Below are 15,679 nucleotides of genomic sequence, written 5' to 3' on the forward strand. Positions count from 1 at the left end.
ACCCGGTGCTGCGCGAAGCCCTGCTCGCGCTGACCGGCGACGGTGCCGGCCGCCTGCACGGCGACACGCCGCTGCCGCCCTTGCTGCACGACGTGCGGCAGCGGCTGGCCGCGCTCGATCTGCAGATCGAGCGCAGCGCCCACAAGCTGGTGCTCGACCGCCGCCGCGCCGAAGACACACCGCGCGCGCACCTGCTGTGGCAGCTGCGCTGCCTGCAGGTCAGCGGCGTGCAGCTGGTCGAGACGAAGGCGCCGCGTGCCGCGCGCGGCCTGGCCCGCGAGCTGGCCTTCGAGGAGCATTGGCGGCTGCAGCAGACCGAGCGCTGGTACCCCGACCTGATCGAGGCCGCGGTGCATGGCGCCACGCTCGAGGCCGCGGCACGCCAGGCGTTGCTGCGCCAGGTGGCCGATGCGCAGGGCGATGCAACCGTGCTCGCGCAATGCCTGATGCAGGCGATCCGCGCCGGGCTGCTCGACATGGGCCACGAGCTCGCGCAGCAATTGCGCCAGGGCATCGGCAGCAGCCACGACCACGGTGCACTCGCGCGCGCCGCGCAGTCGCTGGCCGCGATCATCGAGGCCGGCTTCTGGGGCAACGATCCGCGCGCGCTGCTCGAAGACACCCTCGCGCTGATGGCCGGCCAGCTGCTGTGGCTGCTCGAAGGCCGCGACGGCGTCGGCAGCCCGCAGCTGCTGGAGGCCGACGTGCGCGCCGCCGCCGTGTTCGACACGCTGCTGCGGCTGCACCTGCCCGCGCTCGATGCCGGCTTCGTGCGGCAGACGATGGCGCGCCTCGCGCGCAGCCCTTCGAAGCCACCGGCCCTGCGCGGCGCGGCGCTCGGTGTCGCGTACCAGCACGAAGCGTTGGCCGACGGTTCGCAAGCCGCGCGCGACGAGGTGATCGCGATCACCCGCGCGATGCCGCCGCGCGACGCGCTCGGCGATTTCCTCTACGGCCTGTTCTCGTGCGCGCGCGCGCTGGCGAGCGAGAGCGACGGCATCGTGCGCGCGATCCATGCGGCGCTCGACGGCATGGGGGTCGAGGACTTCCTGGTCGCGCTGCCGGCGCTGCGCTCGGCGCTCGGCTGGTTTCCGCCGCGCGAGCGCGGTGCGCTGGCGGCGCACGTCGCGCGGCTGCTGGGCCTCGATGCCGGGCAGCGGCAGCGCCTGCTGAAGCTGCACGACGGCACCGAGGCGCTGCTCGATGCACGGCGTGTCGAGGCGCAGGCGATGGCCTGGGCGAACCAGATCGGCTTGCTGACATGACGAAGCCGCTGCCCGAACTCGACGCCGCCGAGCGCTGGCGCCTGCTGCTCGGTGAAGCCGCCGACGCGAGCCTCGGCGCGGCCGGCGGCCATGCAGCCGCGATGGACCGCTCGCTCGCGTGGCTGTACGGCCGCGACGACCCCTCGCAGGATGGCCGCCATGCCGACGACGCGCTCGACCGCCACGGCGGCAGCGAGGCCTCGCAGTTGACGGTGCCGGAGTGGATCAACGGCATCCACGAGCTGTTCCCGAAGGAGACGATCGAGCGCCTGGAGCGCGACGCGATCGAGCGCTACGGCATCGACGAGGTGGTGACCAACCTCGACGTGCTGGAACGCGCGACGCCGAACCCGGCGCTGCTGCAGGCGGTGCTGCGCACCAAGCACCTGATGAACCCGCAGGTGCTGGCGATGGCGCGCAAGCTGGTCGACAAGGTGGTGCGCGAGCTGGTCGAGAAGCTCGCGAAGCAGGTGCAGCGCGCCTTCAGCGGTGCCCGCAAGCCGCAGCAGCTGAGCCGGCAGGGGGCGGCCAGCCAGTTCGCCGCGCGCGCGACGCTGCAGCGCAACCTGCGCCACTACGACGTGCAGCGCGGCCGGCTGGTGATCCAGCGGCCGCTGTTCCACGTCAACACACGGCGCGTGCTGGAGCCCTGGCAGGTGTTCCTGCTGGTCGACCAGAGCGGCAGCATGCTGAACTCGGTGATCCATTCGGCGGTGACGGCGGCCTGCCTGTGGGGCCTGCCGGGCATCAAGACGCACCTGGTCGCGTTCGACACCGAGGTGGTCGATTTGAGCGACAGCGTCACCGACCCGGTCGAGGTGCTGATGGGCGTGCAGCTCGGCGGCGGCACCTTCATCGGCAAGGCGGTGGGCTACGCGGCCGAGCGCATCAGCGTGCCGCGGCGCGCGGTGGTCGTGATCGTCAGCGACTTCTACGAGGGCATGCCGGAGCACGTGCTGATCGGCCATGTGCGCGCGCTGGTGGCGCAGGGCAGCACCGTGCTCGGGCTGGCCGCGCTCGACGAGCGGGCCGACCCGGTCTACGACAAGGAGCTCGCCGGCCGGCTGGTGGAAGCCGGCGCGCAGGTCGGCGCGATGACGCCGGGGCAGCTCGCCACGTGGCTCGCGGAGAAGCTGAAGTGAGCGCGGTGCGCGACGACCTGCTGCACCTGTCGCCCGAGGCGCTGTCGCATGCGGCGAATGCCGGCATCGTCAAGCGCGCGGTGCGCGAGCTGGCCGGCGGCTACCGGCCGCGGCTGTCGGTGGACGCGCAGGGGCTGCTGGAGGCGGCGTTCGACGACGGCGTGTCGTGCCGCTGGCCGGCGGGCGTGGCGATCCAGGATGCGCGCTGCAGCTGCAATGCGGCCGGCGTGTGCCGGCACCGGGTGATCGCGGCGCTGGCGTACCGCGAATCGGCTTCGGCACAGGCGGAACAGGCGGCCGCGCCGCTGCCGGTCGCTGCGCCCGTCGCCGATGCCGACGATGCGGCGCTGGCCCGCGTCGTGCCGGCCACGCTGCTCACGCAGGCCGGCCTGCTGCGCGATGCCGGCATCAGCATCGAGGTGCGGCAGCGCGGCGGCGGCGACCCGTGCGACACCGCGCGGCTGCCGAGCGCCACCGTGCGCTACTGGGGCGGCGCCGCGCTCGAAACCGCCCGCTGCGATTGCGTGCGCGCGGCCGCCTGCGAGCACGTCGCGCTCGGCGTGTGGGCGTTCCGCGCAGCGCGCGAGCAGGATGCGGCGGCGCCACAGCTGACGGTGCGGCTGGGCTCGGCAGGCCAGGCCCATGCGGTCGAGCGCGCGCCGTTCGAGCAGCTGGTGGAGGCGATCGTGCGGCACGGCGTGTCGCAAGGCGCCGACGCGTGGATGCAAGGCCTGTCGACCGCGCGCATCGCCGCAGCGGAAGCGGCCTGGTTGTCGCTGCTGCTCGCCGACCTGGAGACCTGGGGCGAGGGCTACGCGAAGCGCCGCGCGCTGTACGACGCCGCGCAGGGCGTGGACCTGCTGGCCGAGCTGGGCCTGCGGTTGGCCGCAGGCCGCCTGCCCGGCCATGCCGGCGCGGTGCTGGGCATCGGCCAGGCGGGAGAGACCGCGCTCGACCGAGTGCGCCTGATGTGCCTGGGCGCGCGCACGCAGCGCGATGGCGAGGCGCGCCGCACCACGCTCGTGATGGCCGACATCGACACCGGCACGCGCCTGGTGCTGGCGCATGCGTGGCAGGTGCCCGAGGCGCGGCGTGCCGACGAGGCGGCGATCCGCGCCGCCGAGCGACTCGCGCCCGGCGTGCTGCTGGAGGCGCTGGCGCGCGGGCAGTTGCTGGCGCAGCAGGCGGCGCGGCGGCCCGACGGCAGCGTGCGGCTGGCGCGTGCGCGCAGCTCGCAGAACAGCGTGCTGCCGCAGGCGGCCGACTGGGCACAGCTCGGCGCGCCGGTGCGCTTCGACAGCGTGGCCGCGCTGCGCGCCGAGCAACTGGCGCACCCGACGGCGGCGCTGCAGCCGCGTCATGCGGCGCGGCGCTTCATCGTGTTCAGCCCGGCCGAGGTGGAGCCGCCGGCCTACGACGCCAACGAACAAGGCGTGGCGATGTTGCTGCGCGATGCGCACGGCGCGCCGCTGCTGGTGCAGCGCTTCCACGAGCGCCATGCGCCGCATGCGCTCGATGCGATGGCCGCCGCCGCGAGCGGGCGGCACGGCGCGCTGCGCCACGTGGCGGGCGTGCTGAGCTGGCAGCACGGCGTGCCGAGCCTGGAGCCGTGGGCGCTGGGCTGCGAGGGTGGGCTGCTGGTGCCGGATTTCGCGGCGGCGAGCGGCGCACTCGGCGCGTTGCCGCTGGGCGTGGCGCGGCCGGCCGGTGCCGACCCCTGCACGCTGCAGCTCGAAGCGCTGCGGCAGCAGCTGGCGACGCTGCTGCACCACGGCCTGGCGCGGCTGCCACGTGCATGGGCCGGTGAGTCGGCGCCGCTCGCGCGCCGGCTGGAGGCGGCCGGCTTGCGCGAGCTGTCGCAACGCCTGCGGTCGCTATCGGCCGAGGCGGTGGCCGCCCAGGTGAACCCTGGCAACGCGGTGCTCGCGCCGGCGCTGCTGCAGCTGCTCGCGCTGCGGCAGTTGCATGAGGACGCAGCGCTGCTGGACCGCGGCGACTACCAGTCCCCGTAGGCCGCAACGATCCCGCGCAGCAGCGCATCGCGCTCCACGCCGAGGTGGTCGCCGCTCGCATCGCCCGAGGCGTCCTTGCCGACCGCGGTGTGCACCACCACCAGCTTCAGCGCCGGGTCCACGAAGATCGCCTGGCCGTAGACGCCCAGCAGCATGAAGCGGCGCTGCCGGCCCGGCAGCAGCCAGGTCTGCAGGCCGTAGCCGAAGTAGCGGCTGCCGTGGTACTGCATCTGCCCGGGCCGGAAGGCCTCGGGCTGGCGCGCCGCATCGGTCATGTCGAGCAGGTGCTCGCGCGACACCACCGCGGCGCCGTTCACCTGCCCGTCGGCGGCCATCATCATCCCGAGCCGCGCGTAGTCGCGCAGCGTCGCGTTGAAGCCGCCCTGCGCAAGCTCCACGTTGTCGGCCGGGTTCAGCAGCCAGCTCGCCGCCGCCTGCGCGCCGATCGGTTTCCAGATCCGCTCGCCGACGTAGTCGCACAGCGTGCGGCCGGTCGCGCCGCGCAGCACCAGGCCCAGCACCTCGGTCTGCGCACCGGCGTAGTTGAAGCGCTGCCCCGGCGGATCGCTGCGCTCGGTGACCTGCCGCGCCGCCTGCACGATGCCGGCGCGCCGCGCCGCGGCATTGAAGCGCGCACGATCGTCGTCGGCCGTGTAGTCCTCGACATAGCGCGCACCGGACGCCATGCGCAGCAGGTCGAGCAGGCGCGTGCCGCCGTACAGCGTGCCCTTGAGTTCCGGCACGTAGGCCTCGGCCGGATCGTCGAGCGACTTCACCAGGCCGTCTTCCAGCGCCTTCATCACCGCCAGCGCGGTGATCGTCTTCGCCATCGAGTTCGACAGCATCCGCATCGCCGGCGTGCGCTCGTAGTTGTAGCGCTCGGCGGCGATGCGGCCGTCCTTCACGACCAGCAGGCCGGTCGCGCGCTGGTGCTGCAGGTAGTCGTCCAGCGTCAGCTGGCGGCCTTGGTAGCGGTAGGTGAACAAGGTCTCGGTGGCCGCGGCCTCCAGCGCGACCGGCTTGTCGGCCGGCGCCAGCGTGCACGCGGGATTGAAGCTGTCCATCGCGCTGAACGAGCCGACGAGGTAGCGCTCCTGGTAGGCCTGCTTCAGCGTGCGGGCCGCCGGGTAGCCGTCGGCGCGGCCGAGCGCCGCCTCGTCGGGCGCCGCGAGTGTCGCGAACGGGACGAGCAACAGCAACGAAGACAGAAGGTGCAGGCGCATCGGCCGATTGTGCAGGCGTGATCGGCGCCTTCATCGATCGCATTCGCCGATCGACTTCATCGCCCTTTTGCAATGGTCAGCCGGAAACTTTTCTTTACCCGAACGACACGTCAACGCACGCACCGCGTGTTCGTTCAAGGTTGCAACTAACGAAGTCCCCGCGCAACAGAGCAGTCGTGCCGATCCCCGGATCGGCATGGGTTGGCGGAGCTGTGCCCTGCTGTTCAACAACCTCACCTTCATACCGTCATGCAACCATCACGCACCCCCTCTTCCCTCCTGCTGATCGCCGGCCTGTGTGCTCTGCTTGCCGCCTGCGGTGGCGACGACGACTGCCCGCCCGCGGTCGACCCTCCGACCGACACGCTGCCCGACCTCAGCGACTGCTTCACGGTCAAGCCCGGCCTGCGCTACACGATGACCGACACCGATCCCGAGGCCCGTTCGCTGCACGGCGAGTACCTCGTCGAGACCTTCGACGGCACGCCCCGCCAGGCGCAGGTCGACTACTTCGGCACGACGGGCGACAAGCGCTTCCTGGCGCTGTACTGGTCGGTCGAGCCGGACGGCCTGCGCTTCTGGGGCGACTACGACCACACCCCTGAGGGCGTGCAGACCACGAAATCCGTCTACACCGGCTTCCTGGTCCCCAGGACCCTGGCCCCCACGCAGACGGTGACGATCCACTTCACCGACAACAACTACTTCACCAACGGCCACTTCCTCCCGGAAGAGCAGCAGGAGACCTGGACCTTCGAGGGCCACGAGACGCTGGCCCTGGCCGGCCGCACCTTCACCAATGCCTGTCGCATCAGGACCAGCATCGGCGACCACCCGGAGTACGGTTCCACCGTCATGTGGGTCGCGCCGGGATTCGGCCCGATCCAGTACCAGTCGATCGATGCCGACGGCAAGGTCGACAGCCTGTCGAAGCTCGACACCGTGACCGTGCCGTGAAACGTAATGTGTCGGGCTCCGGCGCCGACACAGAGCTCTACGCAAAACACGCGACGGCGGCAGTGCGCATCCAACAATCCGCGCACCTGCCACTGCCGCCCCACTGCCATGAGCCTTCGATACAACACCCTCCTCGCCGCCGCGGCCATCGCCGCGACGGTGGTCCTCGTCACGCTCGCCGCGCCGCCGGCCATCGGCACGCCAGCCGCCACCCACCCGGTGGCTGCACCCGACTTCCAGGGCATCGCCACCTGGCAGAATTCGCCTCCGCTTGCGATGCAGGGCTTGCGCGGCAAGGTGGTGCTGGTCGACTTCTGGACCTACACCTGCAGCAACTGCCTGAACCAGTTGCCGTACGTGAAGGAATGGCACGCGAAGTACAAGGACCAGGGGCTGGTCGTCATCGGCGTGCACACGCCGGAGTACGCCTTCGAGAAGTCGACGCCGAACGTGCAGGAAGCGATCCGCAAGCTGCAGATCACGCACGCCGTCGCGCAGGACAACGACTACGCCACCTGGCGCGCGTTCGGCAACCAGTTCTGGCCGGCGCTCTACCTGATCGACAAGCAGGGCCGCATCGTCTACACGCACTTCGGCGAAGGCCGCTACGGCGAGACCGAAGGCCGGATCAAGGCGCTGCTGGCCGAAACGCCGGCACCGGCGCGATGAACAGGTGGTGGCTTGCGTTGCTGTTCCTGGCCGGCGGCATCTCGCACGAGATCCGCCAGCCGGTCAGCTGCCACTGCATCACGGTGCGTCGTCAGTCGCGCGACTCGACCGCCGACGCGAACACATAGCCCTCGCTGCGCACCGTCTTGATGTAGCGCGGCTCGCGCGCATCGTCGCGCAGCCGCTGGCGCAGCCGGCTCACCAGCAGGTCGATCGAGCGCTCGAACAGCTCGGCTTCGCGCCCCTGCGTGAGGCTGAGCAGCTGGTCGCGGCTCAGCACCCGCTGCGGGTGGTCGAGGAACACGCGCAGCAGCCGGTACTCGGCACCGCTCAGCGCCACCATCACGCCGCTCGCGTCCAGCAGGTGGCGCGCCACGGTGTCGACCTCCCACTCGCCGAACGCCAGCCGGTGCGACGCGGCCTCGGCGACCCGCATGTTGGGCGGCAGCATGCGGGTGCGGCGCAGCACGGCACGCATGCGCGCCAGCAGCTCGCGCGCGGCGAACGGCTTGGCGAGGTAGTCGTCGGCGCCCATCTCGAGCCCGAGGATGCGGTCGGCCTCTTCGTTGCGCGCGGTCAGCATCAGGATCGGCGTCGCCTTGTACTTGCCGGCGCGCAGGTCGCGGCACAGCGTCAGCCCGTCTTCGCCGGGCAGCATCAGGTCGAGCACGATCAGGTCGAACGGCCCCGACTCCTCGAGCGCTGAGCGCATGTGCCGGCCGGTCGGCACGGCCACCACGCGCAGCCCGTTCTTGACGAGGTAGGTGGTCAGCAGGTCGCGGATCTCGCGATCGTCGTCGACGATCAGCACATGGTCGCTGGGCTTGGCTTGCATGGCCGTGACTGTAGTGCGCCGGCCGCCCGGATGCAGCGCCTTTGTATTGCAGTGTGTCCGGGTCGCACCGCGCCTACATGCGAATGCAAATCCGGGGGGTGGCCGACACACCGGGGATACAGCGGGCCATTGCAATACAGGCTCGCTTCAACCAACCCCTCGTGAAGGATTCGCCATGCTGCAGAAGATCGACAACGTGCTGTACACCGCTGCCACCCGTACCACCGGAGGCCGCGACGGCGCGGGCCGCTCCAGCGATGGCGCGCTCGACGTGCAGCTGAGCCCGCCCGGATCGGGCAAGCCCGGCACCAACCCCGAGCAGCTGTTCGGCGTCGGCTACTCGGCCTGCTTCATGGGGGCGATGCAGATCGCCGCGCGCCAACTGGGCATCAAGTTCCCGGCCGACACCGCCATCGACGCCCGCGTGTCGCTCGGCAAGACCGCCGGCGACGCGAGCTACGCGCTGGCTGTCACACTGTCGATCACGCTGCCCGGCCTCGACGCCGAGGTGAAGCGCCGCCTGGTCGACGCCGCGCACCAGACCTGCCCGTACTCGCATGCGACGCGCGGCAACATCGAGGTCGACTTCCTGATCGACTGATCCCCGGCCCGCCCTGAATGCCCGACACCACCATGAGCCACGTCATCGACTACTACTTCGCACCGGTGAGCCCGTGGGCCTACCTGGGCCATGCGCGCTTCGGCGCGATCGCGAAGGCCGCCGGCGCCACCGTGCGCGTGCGGCCGGTGCACATCAACGCGGTCTTCGCGGTGTCGGGCGGCCTGCCGCTCGCGCGGCGCCCTGCGCAGCGCCAGGCCTACCGGCTCGTCGAGCTGCGGCGCTTCTCGCGCCAGCTCGGCGTGCCGATGAACCTGACCCCGCGCTTCTTCCCGGTGCCGCCGGAGCTGGCCGCGAAGCTGATCGTCGCGACCGCGCTGCACGACGGCGACGAGGCCGCGATGCGGCTGGCCGGCGCGGTGTTCGCCGCGGTGTGGGCGCAGGAGCGCGACATCTCGAAGCCCTCGGTGCTGTCGGAGCTGCTGGCCGAATGCGGGCTGCGCGCCGAGCTCGCGGTGCTGGCGCAGCAGGACGCGGTGGACACGCAGCTCGACGAGAACACCCGGCTCGCGATCGAGGCCCAGGTGTTCGGCTCGCCTAGCTACGTGCTGGACGGCGAGATCTTCTGGGGCCAGGACCGCCTCGACTTCCTGCGCGAAGCGCTCGCCGCATGAAGCTGGCTCGGCTCCCCCTCCCGCGCTCGCTGTTCGCCCGCGTCACGCTGATCATCGTGCTCGGCCTCGCGATCGCGCAGGGGCTGACCTTCGTGCTGATCCGCTACGAGCGCGGCATGGCGCTGCGCGAGCTGATGATGCTGGGCATCGAGCGCGACATCGCGAGCTCGATCGCGATCATCGACCGCCTGCCCGCCGCCGAGCGCGACAGCTGGCTCGCGCGGCTGGAGCGCCGCAACTACCGCTTCTCGCTCGGCGGCAGCGCCGACGGGCCGGCCCCGGCGGCGCCGATGCTGCGGCAGTTCGCGAACGCCATCGTCGATGCGATGAAGCCGTTCGAGACGGTGCGCGTGGCCGAGGTGCAGCAGCCGCTGGGCGGCCTGCAGATCCAGGTGCGGCTGTCGGACGCGAGCATGGTGATCGTGCATGCGCGCCGCGTCGACATGCCCGTGTCGGGCTGGGTCAGCTGGGTGCTGGCCGCGCAGCTCGCGGTGCTGGCGGTGTGCGCCTGGATCGCGGTGCGGCTGCTGACGCGGCCGCTGGCGGCGCTGGCCGCCGCGGCCGACCAGCTCGGCCCCGACCTGAAGGGCCAGGCGCTGCCCGAGCAGGGCCCGAGCGAGGTGGCACATGCAGCGCGTGCCTTCAATGCGATGCAGCAGCGCATCGCCGGTTATGCCGCCGAGCGGGTCGAGATCCTGGCGGCGATCTCGCACGACCTGCAGACGCCGATCACGCGCATGCGGCTGCGCACCGACCTGATGGACGACGGCCCCGACCGCGACAAGATGCGCCAGGACCTGGATGCGATGAACCTGCTGGTGCGCGAGGGCGTCACCTACGCGCGCACGCTGCACGGTGCAACCGAGCCGCCGTGCCGCATCGATGCCGACGCGCTGTTCGAGAGCCTGCTCGCCGACTACGAGGACGCCGGCGAGGCGGTGCAGCTGGAAGGCCGCGTCAGCGCGCCGATCGTGTCGCGGCCGAATGCGCTGCGCCGCATCCTGATGAACCTGATCGACAACGCGCTGTCGTTCGGCAGCGAGGTGGCTCTGCGGGTGCAGACCGACGGCACGCGGCTGACGCTGTCGGTGCTCGACAACGGGCCGGGCATTCCGGGCGACCAGCTGGAGGCGGTGCTGAAGCCGTTCTACCGCCTCGAGGGCTCGCGCAACCGCGGCACCGGCGGCACCGGGCTGGGCCTGGCGATCGCGCACCAGCTGGCGATCGCAATGGGCGCGCAGCTGAGCCTGCACAACCGCAGCGCCGGCGGGCTCGAGGCCCGGCTGGTGCTGCCGCTGGACTGATCCACGGGACCGACCGCCATGCTGCCCACCCTCGTCATCGCCTGGCTCGGCGGCGTGCTGACCATCCTGAGCCCGTGCATCCTGCCGGTGCTGCCCTTCGTCTTCGCGCGGGCCGACCGGCCGTTCCGCTCGCACGGCCTGCCGATGCTGGCCGGCATGGCGGCGAGCTTCGCGGTGATCGCATCGCTGGCCGCGGTGGGCGGCGGCTGGGTCGTGACGCTGAACGAGGCCGGGCGCTGGGCGGCGATCGCGCTGCTGGCGGTGTTCGGGCTGACGCTGCTGTGGCCGGGGCTGGCGGATCGGCTGAGCCGGCCGCTGGTCGCACTCGGCGTGCGCTGGTCGGCCGCTGGAGAAGGATCCGCGTTCTCGCCGGTGCTGCTGGGCATCGGCACCGGGCTGCTGTGGGCGCCGTGTGCCGGGCCGATCCTCGGGCTGATCCTGACCGGCGCCGCGCTGAACGGCGCGAGCGTCGGCACCTCGCTGCTGCTGCTCGCCTACGCGGCCGGCGCGTGCACCTCGCTGGCGGCGGCGCTGCTGTCAGGCGGGCGCCTGTTGGCGCTGATGAAGCGCTCGCTGCACGCCGGCGAATGGCTGCGGCGCGCGGCCGGCGTCGCGGTGCTGGCGGGTGTCGGCGCGATCGCGACCGGGCTCGACACCGGCGTGCTCAGCCGGCTGACGCCGGCGGGGACGACGGGGTGGGAGCAGGCGTTGGTGGAGAAGGTGCAGCGGGCGGTGCGCTGAGCCGGGCGCGCATGGATGCGCTTCAGCCACGCCATCAGCTTCGGCCGGTTCGCATCCAGCCCCGCGCGCTGTGCCGCGGCCTCGACCGGAAAGCTCATCTGGATTCGCGGTGGTGCACCTCGCGATCCACCATCAATGCCGAGCGCTCTTCGAAGCTCAGGTTCGTGCTGGCGGCACTCGAGAGCTGCTCCTCGACGGCCGAGGCCATGCCGGCGAGCTTCCACCAGCGCGTCGGTGATGCGCGCCTCCAGCTTCAACCCGACAAGGGAGTGCGACACGCTGTAGCGGTGCCCTTCGACTTCGAGGTGGCAGTCAACTCCATCGCTTCGCGCCAATGCCACCTCCATTTGCGCCAACCGTTCCCCAGTTGAGGGAAATGTCACACGAGGTGTGCGCAGCAGCAGTGAAGATGATGTCGTGAACAAAACATTCAAAACAGAAAAAAGAATGAACGTTCTTCTGCCGCCGGTTCTGCGCTCCATCGCATTCGTTGTCCATGACGGATGCAACACGATCAGCGTCGCCGGGCCGGCGAACGTAGCCGAGTACATCGAAGACCTCGCCACTGTCGACTAGTTGGCCAGGGCGGGGATCGACTGCGCGCAAGGGTACGCATTGGGAAAGCCCGTGCCGTTGGGAAGCACTCCCAGCTCGCACCTCAACAGTCCGGTTTGGGAGAACCTGCATGAACCACAGCTGCTCACAGGCAAAGCCTGGCAAGCAAAGCCACATGGCCTCTACACCACAGACGGTTGGGCTATGCCGGGCGGGCGCGAAGTACATGGCGGCAGTGGTCGTGCAGTGCTTCGCCCTTCCGGCGTGGTCATTGCCAGGGTCGGCGCAGGTGAGCACCGGCCAAGCCAGCGTGAGCCAGAGCGGCGCGACGACGACAGTGAAGCAGACGAGCTCGTTCGCAACGATCAACTGGTCTTCGTTCGACGTGGGCGCGTCGGAGACAGTGAACTTCATGCAGCCCAACGCGGCCTCCATGACGCTCAACCGCGTGCTGGGCAGCGACCCGAGCCAGGTCTTCGGGCGCATCAACGCCAATGGCCAAGTGTGGCTTCTCAACCCCAACGGCATTCTGTTTGGCAAAACCTCTCAGGTGAACGTGGGCGGGCTTGTTGCGTCGACGCTGAGCCTGAGCGACAGTGAGTTTCAGGCCGGTCGCTACACGCTGTCTGGCGGAACGGGAGCGGTGACGAACCAAGGGAAACTGAGCGGCCGCTATGTCGCGCTGCTGGGTGCCCGGGTGAGCAACGAAGGGGCCATCGCGACCCCGGGCGGCATGAGTGCGCTGGCCGCTGGCGCCAAGGTCACGCTCAACTTCAGCGACAACACGCTTTACGGGCTGCAGGTCGATGAGGCCGCGCTGCAAGCGCAGGTCCGCAACGCCGGCGCGATCGTGGCCGATGGCGGCAGCGTGCTGTTGACGGCCGACGCCAAGGACGCATTGGTGAGCACGGTGGTCAACAACGAAGGCGTGATCCAGGCACGCAGAATCGAGAATCGAGGCGGCGTGATCCGGCTGCTGGGCGGCGAGCAGGGCGGTACCGTGCAAGTGGGCGGCAGTCTCGACGCCTCTGCCCTCGGCGCGGGCGATGGCGGCCTGGTCGAGACATCGGGCGCGCATGTGAAGGTGAGCGACGAGGCACGCATCAGCACCGCCGCGGCGCAGGGCAAGACGGGCAGTTGGTTGATCGACCCGGTCGACTTCACGGTTGCTGCAAGCGGAGGCGACATCACGGGCGCTGCGCTGTCGAGCAGCCTGTCAACGAACAACGTCACCCTGCAGAGCACCAGCGGAAGCAGTGGCACCTCAGGCAACCTGAACGTGAACGACGCCGTGAGCTGGAGCGCCAACACCACGCTCAGGCTCAACGCGCAGAACAACATCAACGTCAACGCCGACATCACCGCCTCCGCAGCCGCGGGAAAGGTGGCGCTGGAGTACGGGCAGGGATCGACCACAGGGAGCGGCAGCAGCTACACCTTTGGCAACGGCGCCAAGATCAATCTGCAGGCAGGCAACAACTTCAGCACCAGACAAGGCAGCACCGGCGCCACCCTGGGCTACACCGTGATCACTGACCTGGGCGCGGCAGGCAGCACCAGTGGCACCGATTTGCAGGGCATCGGCGGCAACCTCGGCCGGCGCTATGTGCTTGGGGCCGACATCGATGCCGCGCCCACCAGCGCCTGGAACAGCGGTGCGGGGTTTGCGCCTATCGGAACGGGGAATGTCAGTTGCACCCCCAACTGCTTCTACGGCACTTTCGACGGCTTGGGCCACACCATCACGAACCTCAACATGGTCAGCGCGACCCGGTTCTCCGGCCTGTTCGGATCCACCTCGTCGGTCAGCGTCATCCGCAATGTGGGCCTGGTGGGCGGCACGGTCCAGAGCTCCAGCAACGATACGGGTGCGCTGGTGGGATGGAACGACGGCATCATCAGCAACAGCTACGCCAGCACGACCGTGATCGGAGGCGCCGATACCGGGGGGCTGGTGGGGGGCACCAGCGGTGGCTCCAAAATTGACCACAGCTACTCGACAGGCGTTGTCGTTGGATCGGTTTTCACCGGTGGGCTGGCGGGGTACAACCAGGGTGTCATCAGCAACAGCTATGCCACCGGTGCCGTAACCGGCGCCCAGTCTTCCGGTGGACTCGTTGGCTACATGCTCCATATCGGCGTCATCAGCAGCAGTTACTCAAGCGCCACAGTCAACGGCATCGGCGACACCAACGGCGGTCTGGTCGGGTTGTGGAGCGGCATCGGCGGACGCATCAGCGACAGCTATGCCACTGGTGCCGTCACCGGCACCACCAAGACGGGCGGGCTGGTGGGGAACATGAGCAACCAACAAGGTGTCATCAGCAACAGCTATGCCGCCGGGCAGGTGACCGGTACCGCCGGCAGCGTGGGCGGATTGGTGGGGAGCGATACGACAGGAACAATCAGCGGCACTAAAGCAACAATCAGCGGCAGCTTTTGGGACACCACGACGACCGGGCAGGCCACCAGCGCGGGCGGCGGCACCGGCATGACCACGGCCCAGATGCAGCAGCAGGCCAACTTCAGTTCAGCCACGGCCGCCAACGGCAACGTCAACCCGAACTGGGATCTCAACAACGTCTGGCGGCTTTATGAAGGGAACAGCCGTCCCCTGCTTAAATCATTGATGAAGCCGGTCACGGTCACCGTCGGCAATGCCAGCAAGACCTACGACAAGGTGGCCTGGAATGGGGGAACCGGCATCAATTGCTCCAACGTGTCCTGCGGCAGCTTGTCGGGGAGCATCAGTTTCGGTGGAACCGCCCAGGGAGCGGTCAATGCCGGCAGCTACACGGTGACGGGGTCCGGCCTCTATTCCAACCAGCAGGGCTATGACATCACCGTTGCCAATGGCGTGCTGACGGTGAATCCCGCCAGCCTGACGGTCACCGGCGTGAGTGCGGGCAACAAGGTGTATGACGCCACCACCGGCGCAACCCTGAACGGCACGGCCAGCGTCACGGCCATCGTCGGCGACACGGTGAGTGTGGCCGGCAGCGGCAGCGGCAACTTTGCCGACAAGATTGTGGGCAACGGCAAGGCTGTGACTGTCACCGGCTATACCCTGAGCGGCGCCGATGCCGGAAACTATGTCATCGTGCAGCCCACCGGGCTGAGCGCGAACATCACGCCGGCGAGCCTCACGGTGAGCGGCGTGGCCGCCACCAGCAAGGTCTACGACGCGACGACGGCGGCGGCCCTCAGCGGCAGCGCCACCGTGACCGCCCTGCCCGGCGACACCGTCAGCATGGCGGGCACGGGCAGCGGCAGCTTCGCCAACAAGAACGTGGGCAACGGCAAGGCGGTGACCGTCACCGGCTACCTGCTGAGCGGGGCCGACGCTGGCAACTACGTGCTCGTGCAGCCCACCGGGCTGAGCGCGAACATCACGCCGGCGAGCCTCACGGTCAGCGGCGTGGCCGCCGCCAACAAGGTTTACGACGCGACGACGGGTGCGACCCTCAGCGGCAGCGCTACCGTGACCGGCCTGGCCGGCGACACCGTCAGCGTGGCGGGCACGGGCAGCGGCAGCTTCGCCGACAAGAACGTGGGCAACGGCAAGGCGGTGACCGTCACCGGCTACCTGCTGAGCGGGGCCGACGCCGGCAACTACGTGCTCGTGCAGCCCGCCGGACTGAGCGCGAACATCACGCCAGCGAGCCTCACGGTGAGCGGCGTGGCCGCCACCAGCAAGGTCTACGACGCGACGACGGCGGCGGCCCTCAGCGGCACCGCCACCG

At 70.1% G+C, this 15,679-nt stretch carries 13 protein-coding genes and 1 pseudogene; 12 read left to right on the forward strand and 2 right to left on the reverse strand.

The features are described 5' to 3' along the window. From AC1DXV_RS21030 to AC1DXV_RS21040, 3 genes are all read left to right on the forward strand, one after another. On the forward strand, positions 1-1,265 hold a 1,265-nt coding region (locus tag AC1DXV_RS21030), incomplete at its 5' end, for a DUF5682 family protein (protein WP_477935368.1). After that, positions 1,262-2,407: a VWA domain-containing protein gene (locus AC1DXV_RS21035; RefSeq protein ID WP_477873675.1), complete on the forward strand. Its 1,146-nt coding sequence runs from the start codon at positions 1,262-1,264 to the stop codon at positions 2,405-2,407. The genes AC1DXV_RS21030 and AC1DXV_RS21035, both read left to right, overlap by 4 nt. After that, a complete protein-coding gene (locus tag AC1DXV_RS21040) occupies positions 2,404-4,419 on the forward strand; it encodes a YehQ family protein (protein ID WP_477935370.1) in 2,016 nt (671 codons plus the stop codon). Before AC1DXV_RS21035 ends, AC1DXV_RS21040 begins: the two co-directional genes overlap by 4 nt. Here the strand turns inward: AC1DXV_RS21040 and AC1DXV_RS21045 are convergent. Beyond that, entirely contained in the window at positions 4,404-5,642 is a 1,239-nt protein-coding gene (locus tag AC1DXV_RS21045; protein WP_477935372.1) for a serine hydrolase domain-containing protein, read from the reverse strand. The two genes, AC1DXV_RS21040 and AC1DXV_RS21045, sit on opposite strands and share 16 nt — an antisense overlap. A 249-nt stretch (positions 5,643-5,891) precedes the next feature. Here AC1DXV_RS21045 and AC1DXV_RS21050 point away from each other — a divergent pair, with 249 nt between their 5' ends. Together AC1DXV_RS21050 and AC1DXV_RS21055 are read left to right on the forward strand one after the other, a co-directional pair. Continuing rightward, on the forward strand, positions 5,892-6,599 hold the full coding sequence (locus tag AC1DXV_RS21050; RefSeq protein WP_477869469.1) for a hypothetical protein: 708 nt from the start codon (positions 5,892-5,894) through the stop codon (positions 6,597-6,599). A 108-nt stretch (positions 6,600-6,707) separates the two neighbouring features. Next, complete coding sequence (locus AC1DXV_RS21055; protein WP_477869471.1) at positions 6,708-7,268, forward strand: thioredoxin family protein; 561 nt, start codon at positions 6,708-6,710, stop codon at positions 7,266-7,268. Between the two features lie 91 nt (positions 7,269-7,359). On the opposite strand, the gene AC1DXV_RS21060 is transcribed toward AC1DXV_RS21055, so the two are convergent. After that, a complete protein-coding gene (locus tag AC1DXV_RS21060) occupies positions 7,360-8,103 on the reverse strand; it encodes a response regulator (RefSeq protein WP_477869473.1) in 744 nt (247 codons plus the stop codon). A gap of 175 nt (positions 8,104-8,278) precedes the next feature. On the opposite strand from AC1DXV_RS21060, the gene AC1DXV_RS21065 reads away from it, so the two are divergent. From AC1DXV_RS21065 to AC1DXV_RS21095, 7 genes and pseudogenes are all read left to right on the forward strand, one after another. Then, positions 8,279-8,704, forward strand: a complete 426-nt coding sequence (locus tag AC1DXV_RS21065) for an organic hydroperoxide resistance protein (protein ID WP_477869475.1) — start codon at positions 8,279-8,281, stop codon at positions 8,702-8,704. A gap of 17 nt (positions 8,705-8,721) precedes the next feature. Next, entirely contained in the window at positions 8,722-9,336 is a 615-nt protein-coding gene (locus AC1DXV_RS21070) for a 2-hydroxychromene-2-carboxylate isomerase (protein WP_477869477.1), read from the forward strand. Beyond that, entirely contained in the window at positions 9,333-10,640 is a 1,308-nt protein-coding gene (locus tag AC1DXV_RS21075; protein WP_477935374.1) for an ATP-binding protein, read from the forward strand. Before AC1DXV_RS21070 ends, AC1DXV_RS21075 begins: the two co-directional genes overlap by 4 nt. Before the next feature lie 21 nt (positions 10,641-10,661). Further along, positions 10,662-11,363 (forward strand): annotated as a pseudogene (locus AC1DXV_RS21080) (cytochrome c biogenesis CcdA family protein); the annotation flags it as partial. Between the two features lie 29 nt (positions 11,364-11,392). Beyond that, a complete protein-coding gene (locus AC1DXV_RS21085; protein ID WP_477935376.1) occupies positions 11,393-11,752 on the forward strand; it encodes a hypothetical protein in 360 nt (119 codons plus the stop codon). Positions 11,753-11,798: 46 nt separating this feature from the next. Continuing rightward, entirely contained in the window at positions 11,799-11,957 is a 159-nt protein-coding gene (locus tag AC1DXV_RS21090) for a hypothetical protein (protein WP_477869208.1), read from the forward strand. A gap of 109 nt (positions 11,958-12,066) precedes the next feature. Next, positions 12,067-15,679, forward strand: a 3,613-nt coding sequence (locus AC1DXV_RS21095) for a beta strand repeat-containing protein (protein WP_477935378.1), incomplete at its 3' end; no start/stop codon positions are given.

It is taken from the genome of Rhizobacter sp. P3_C12, from assembly GCF_056402735.1.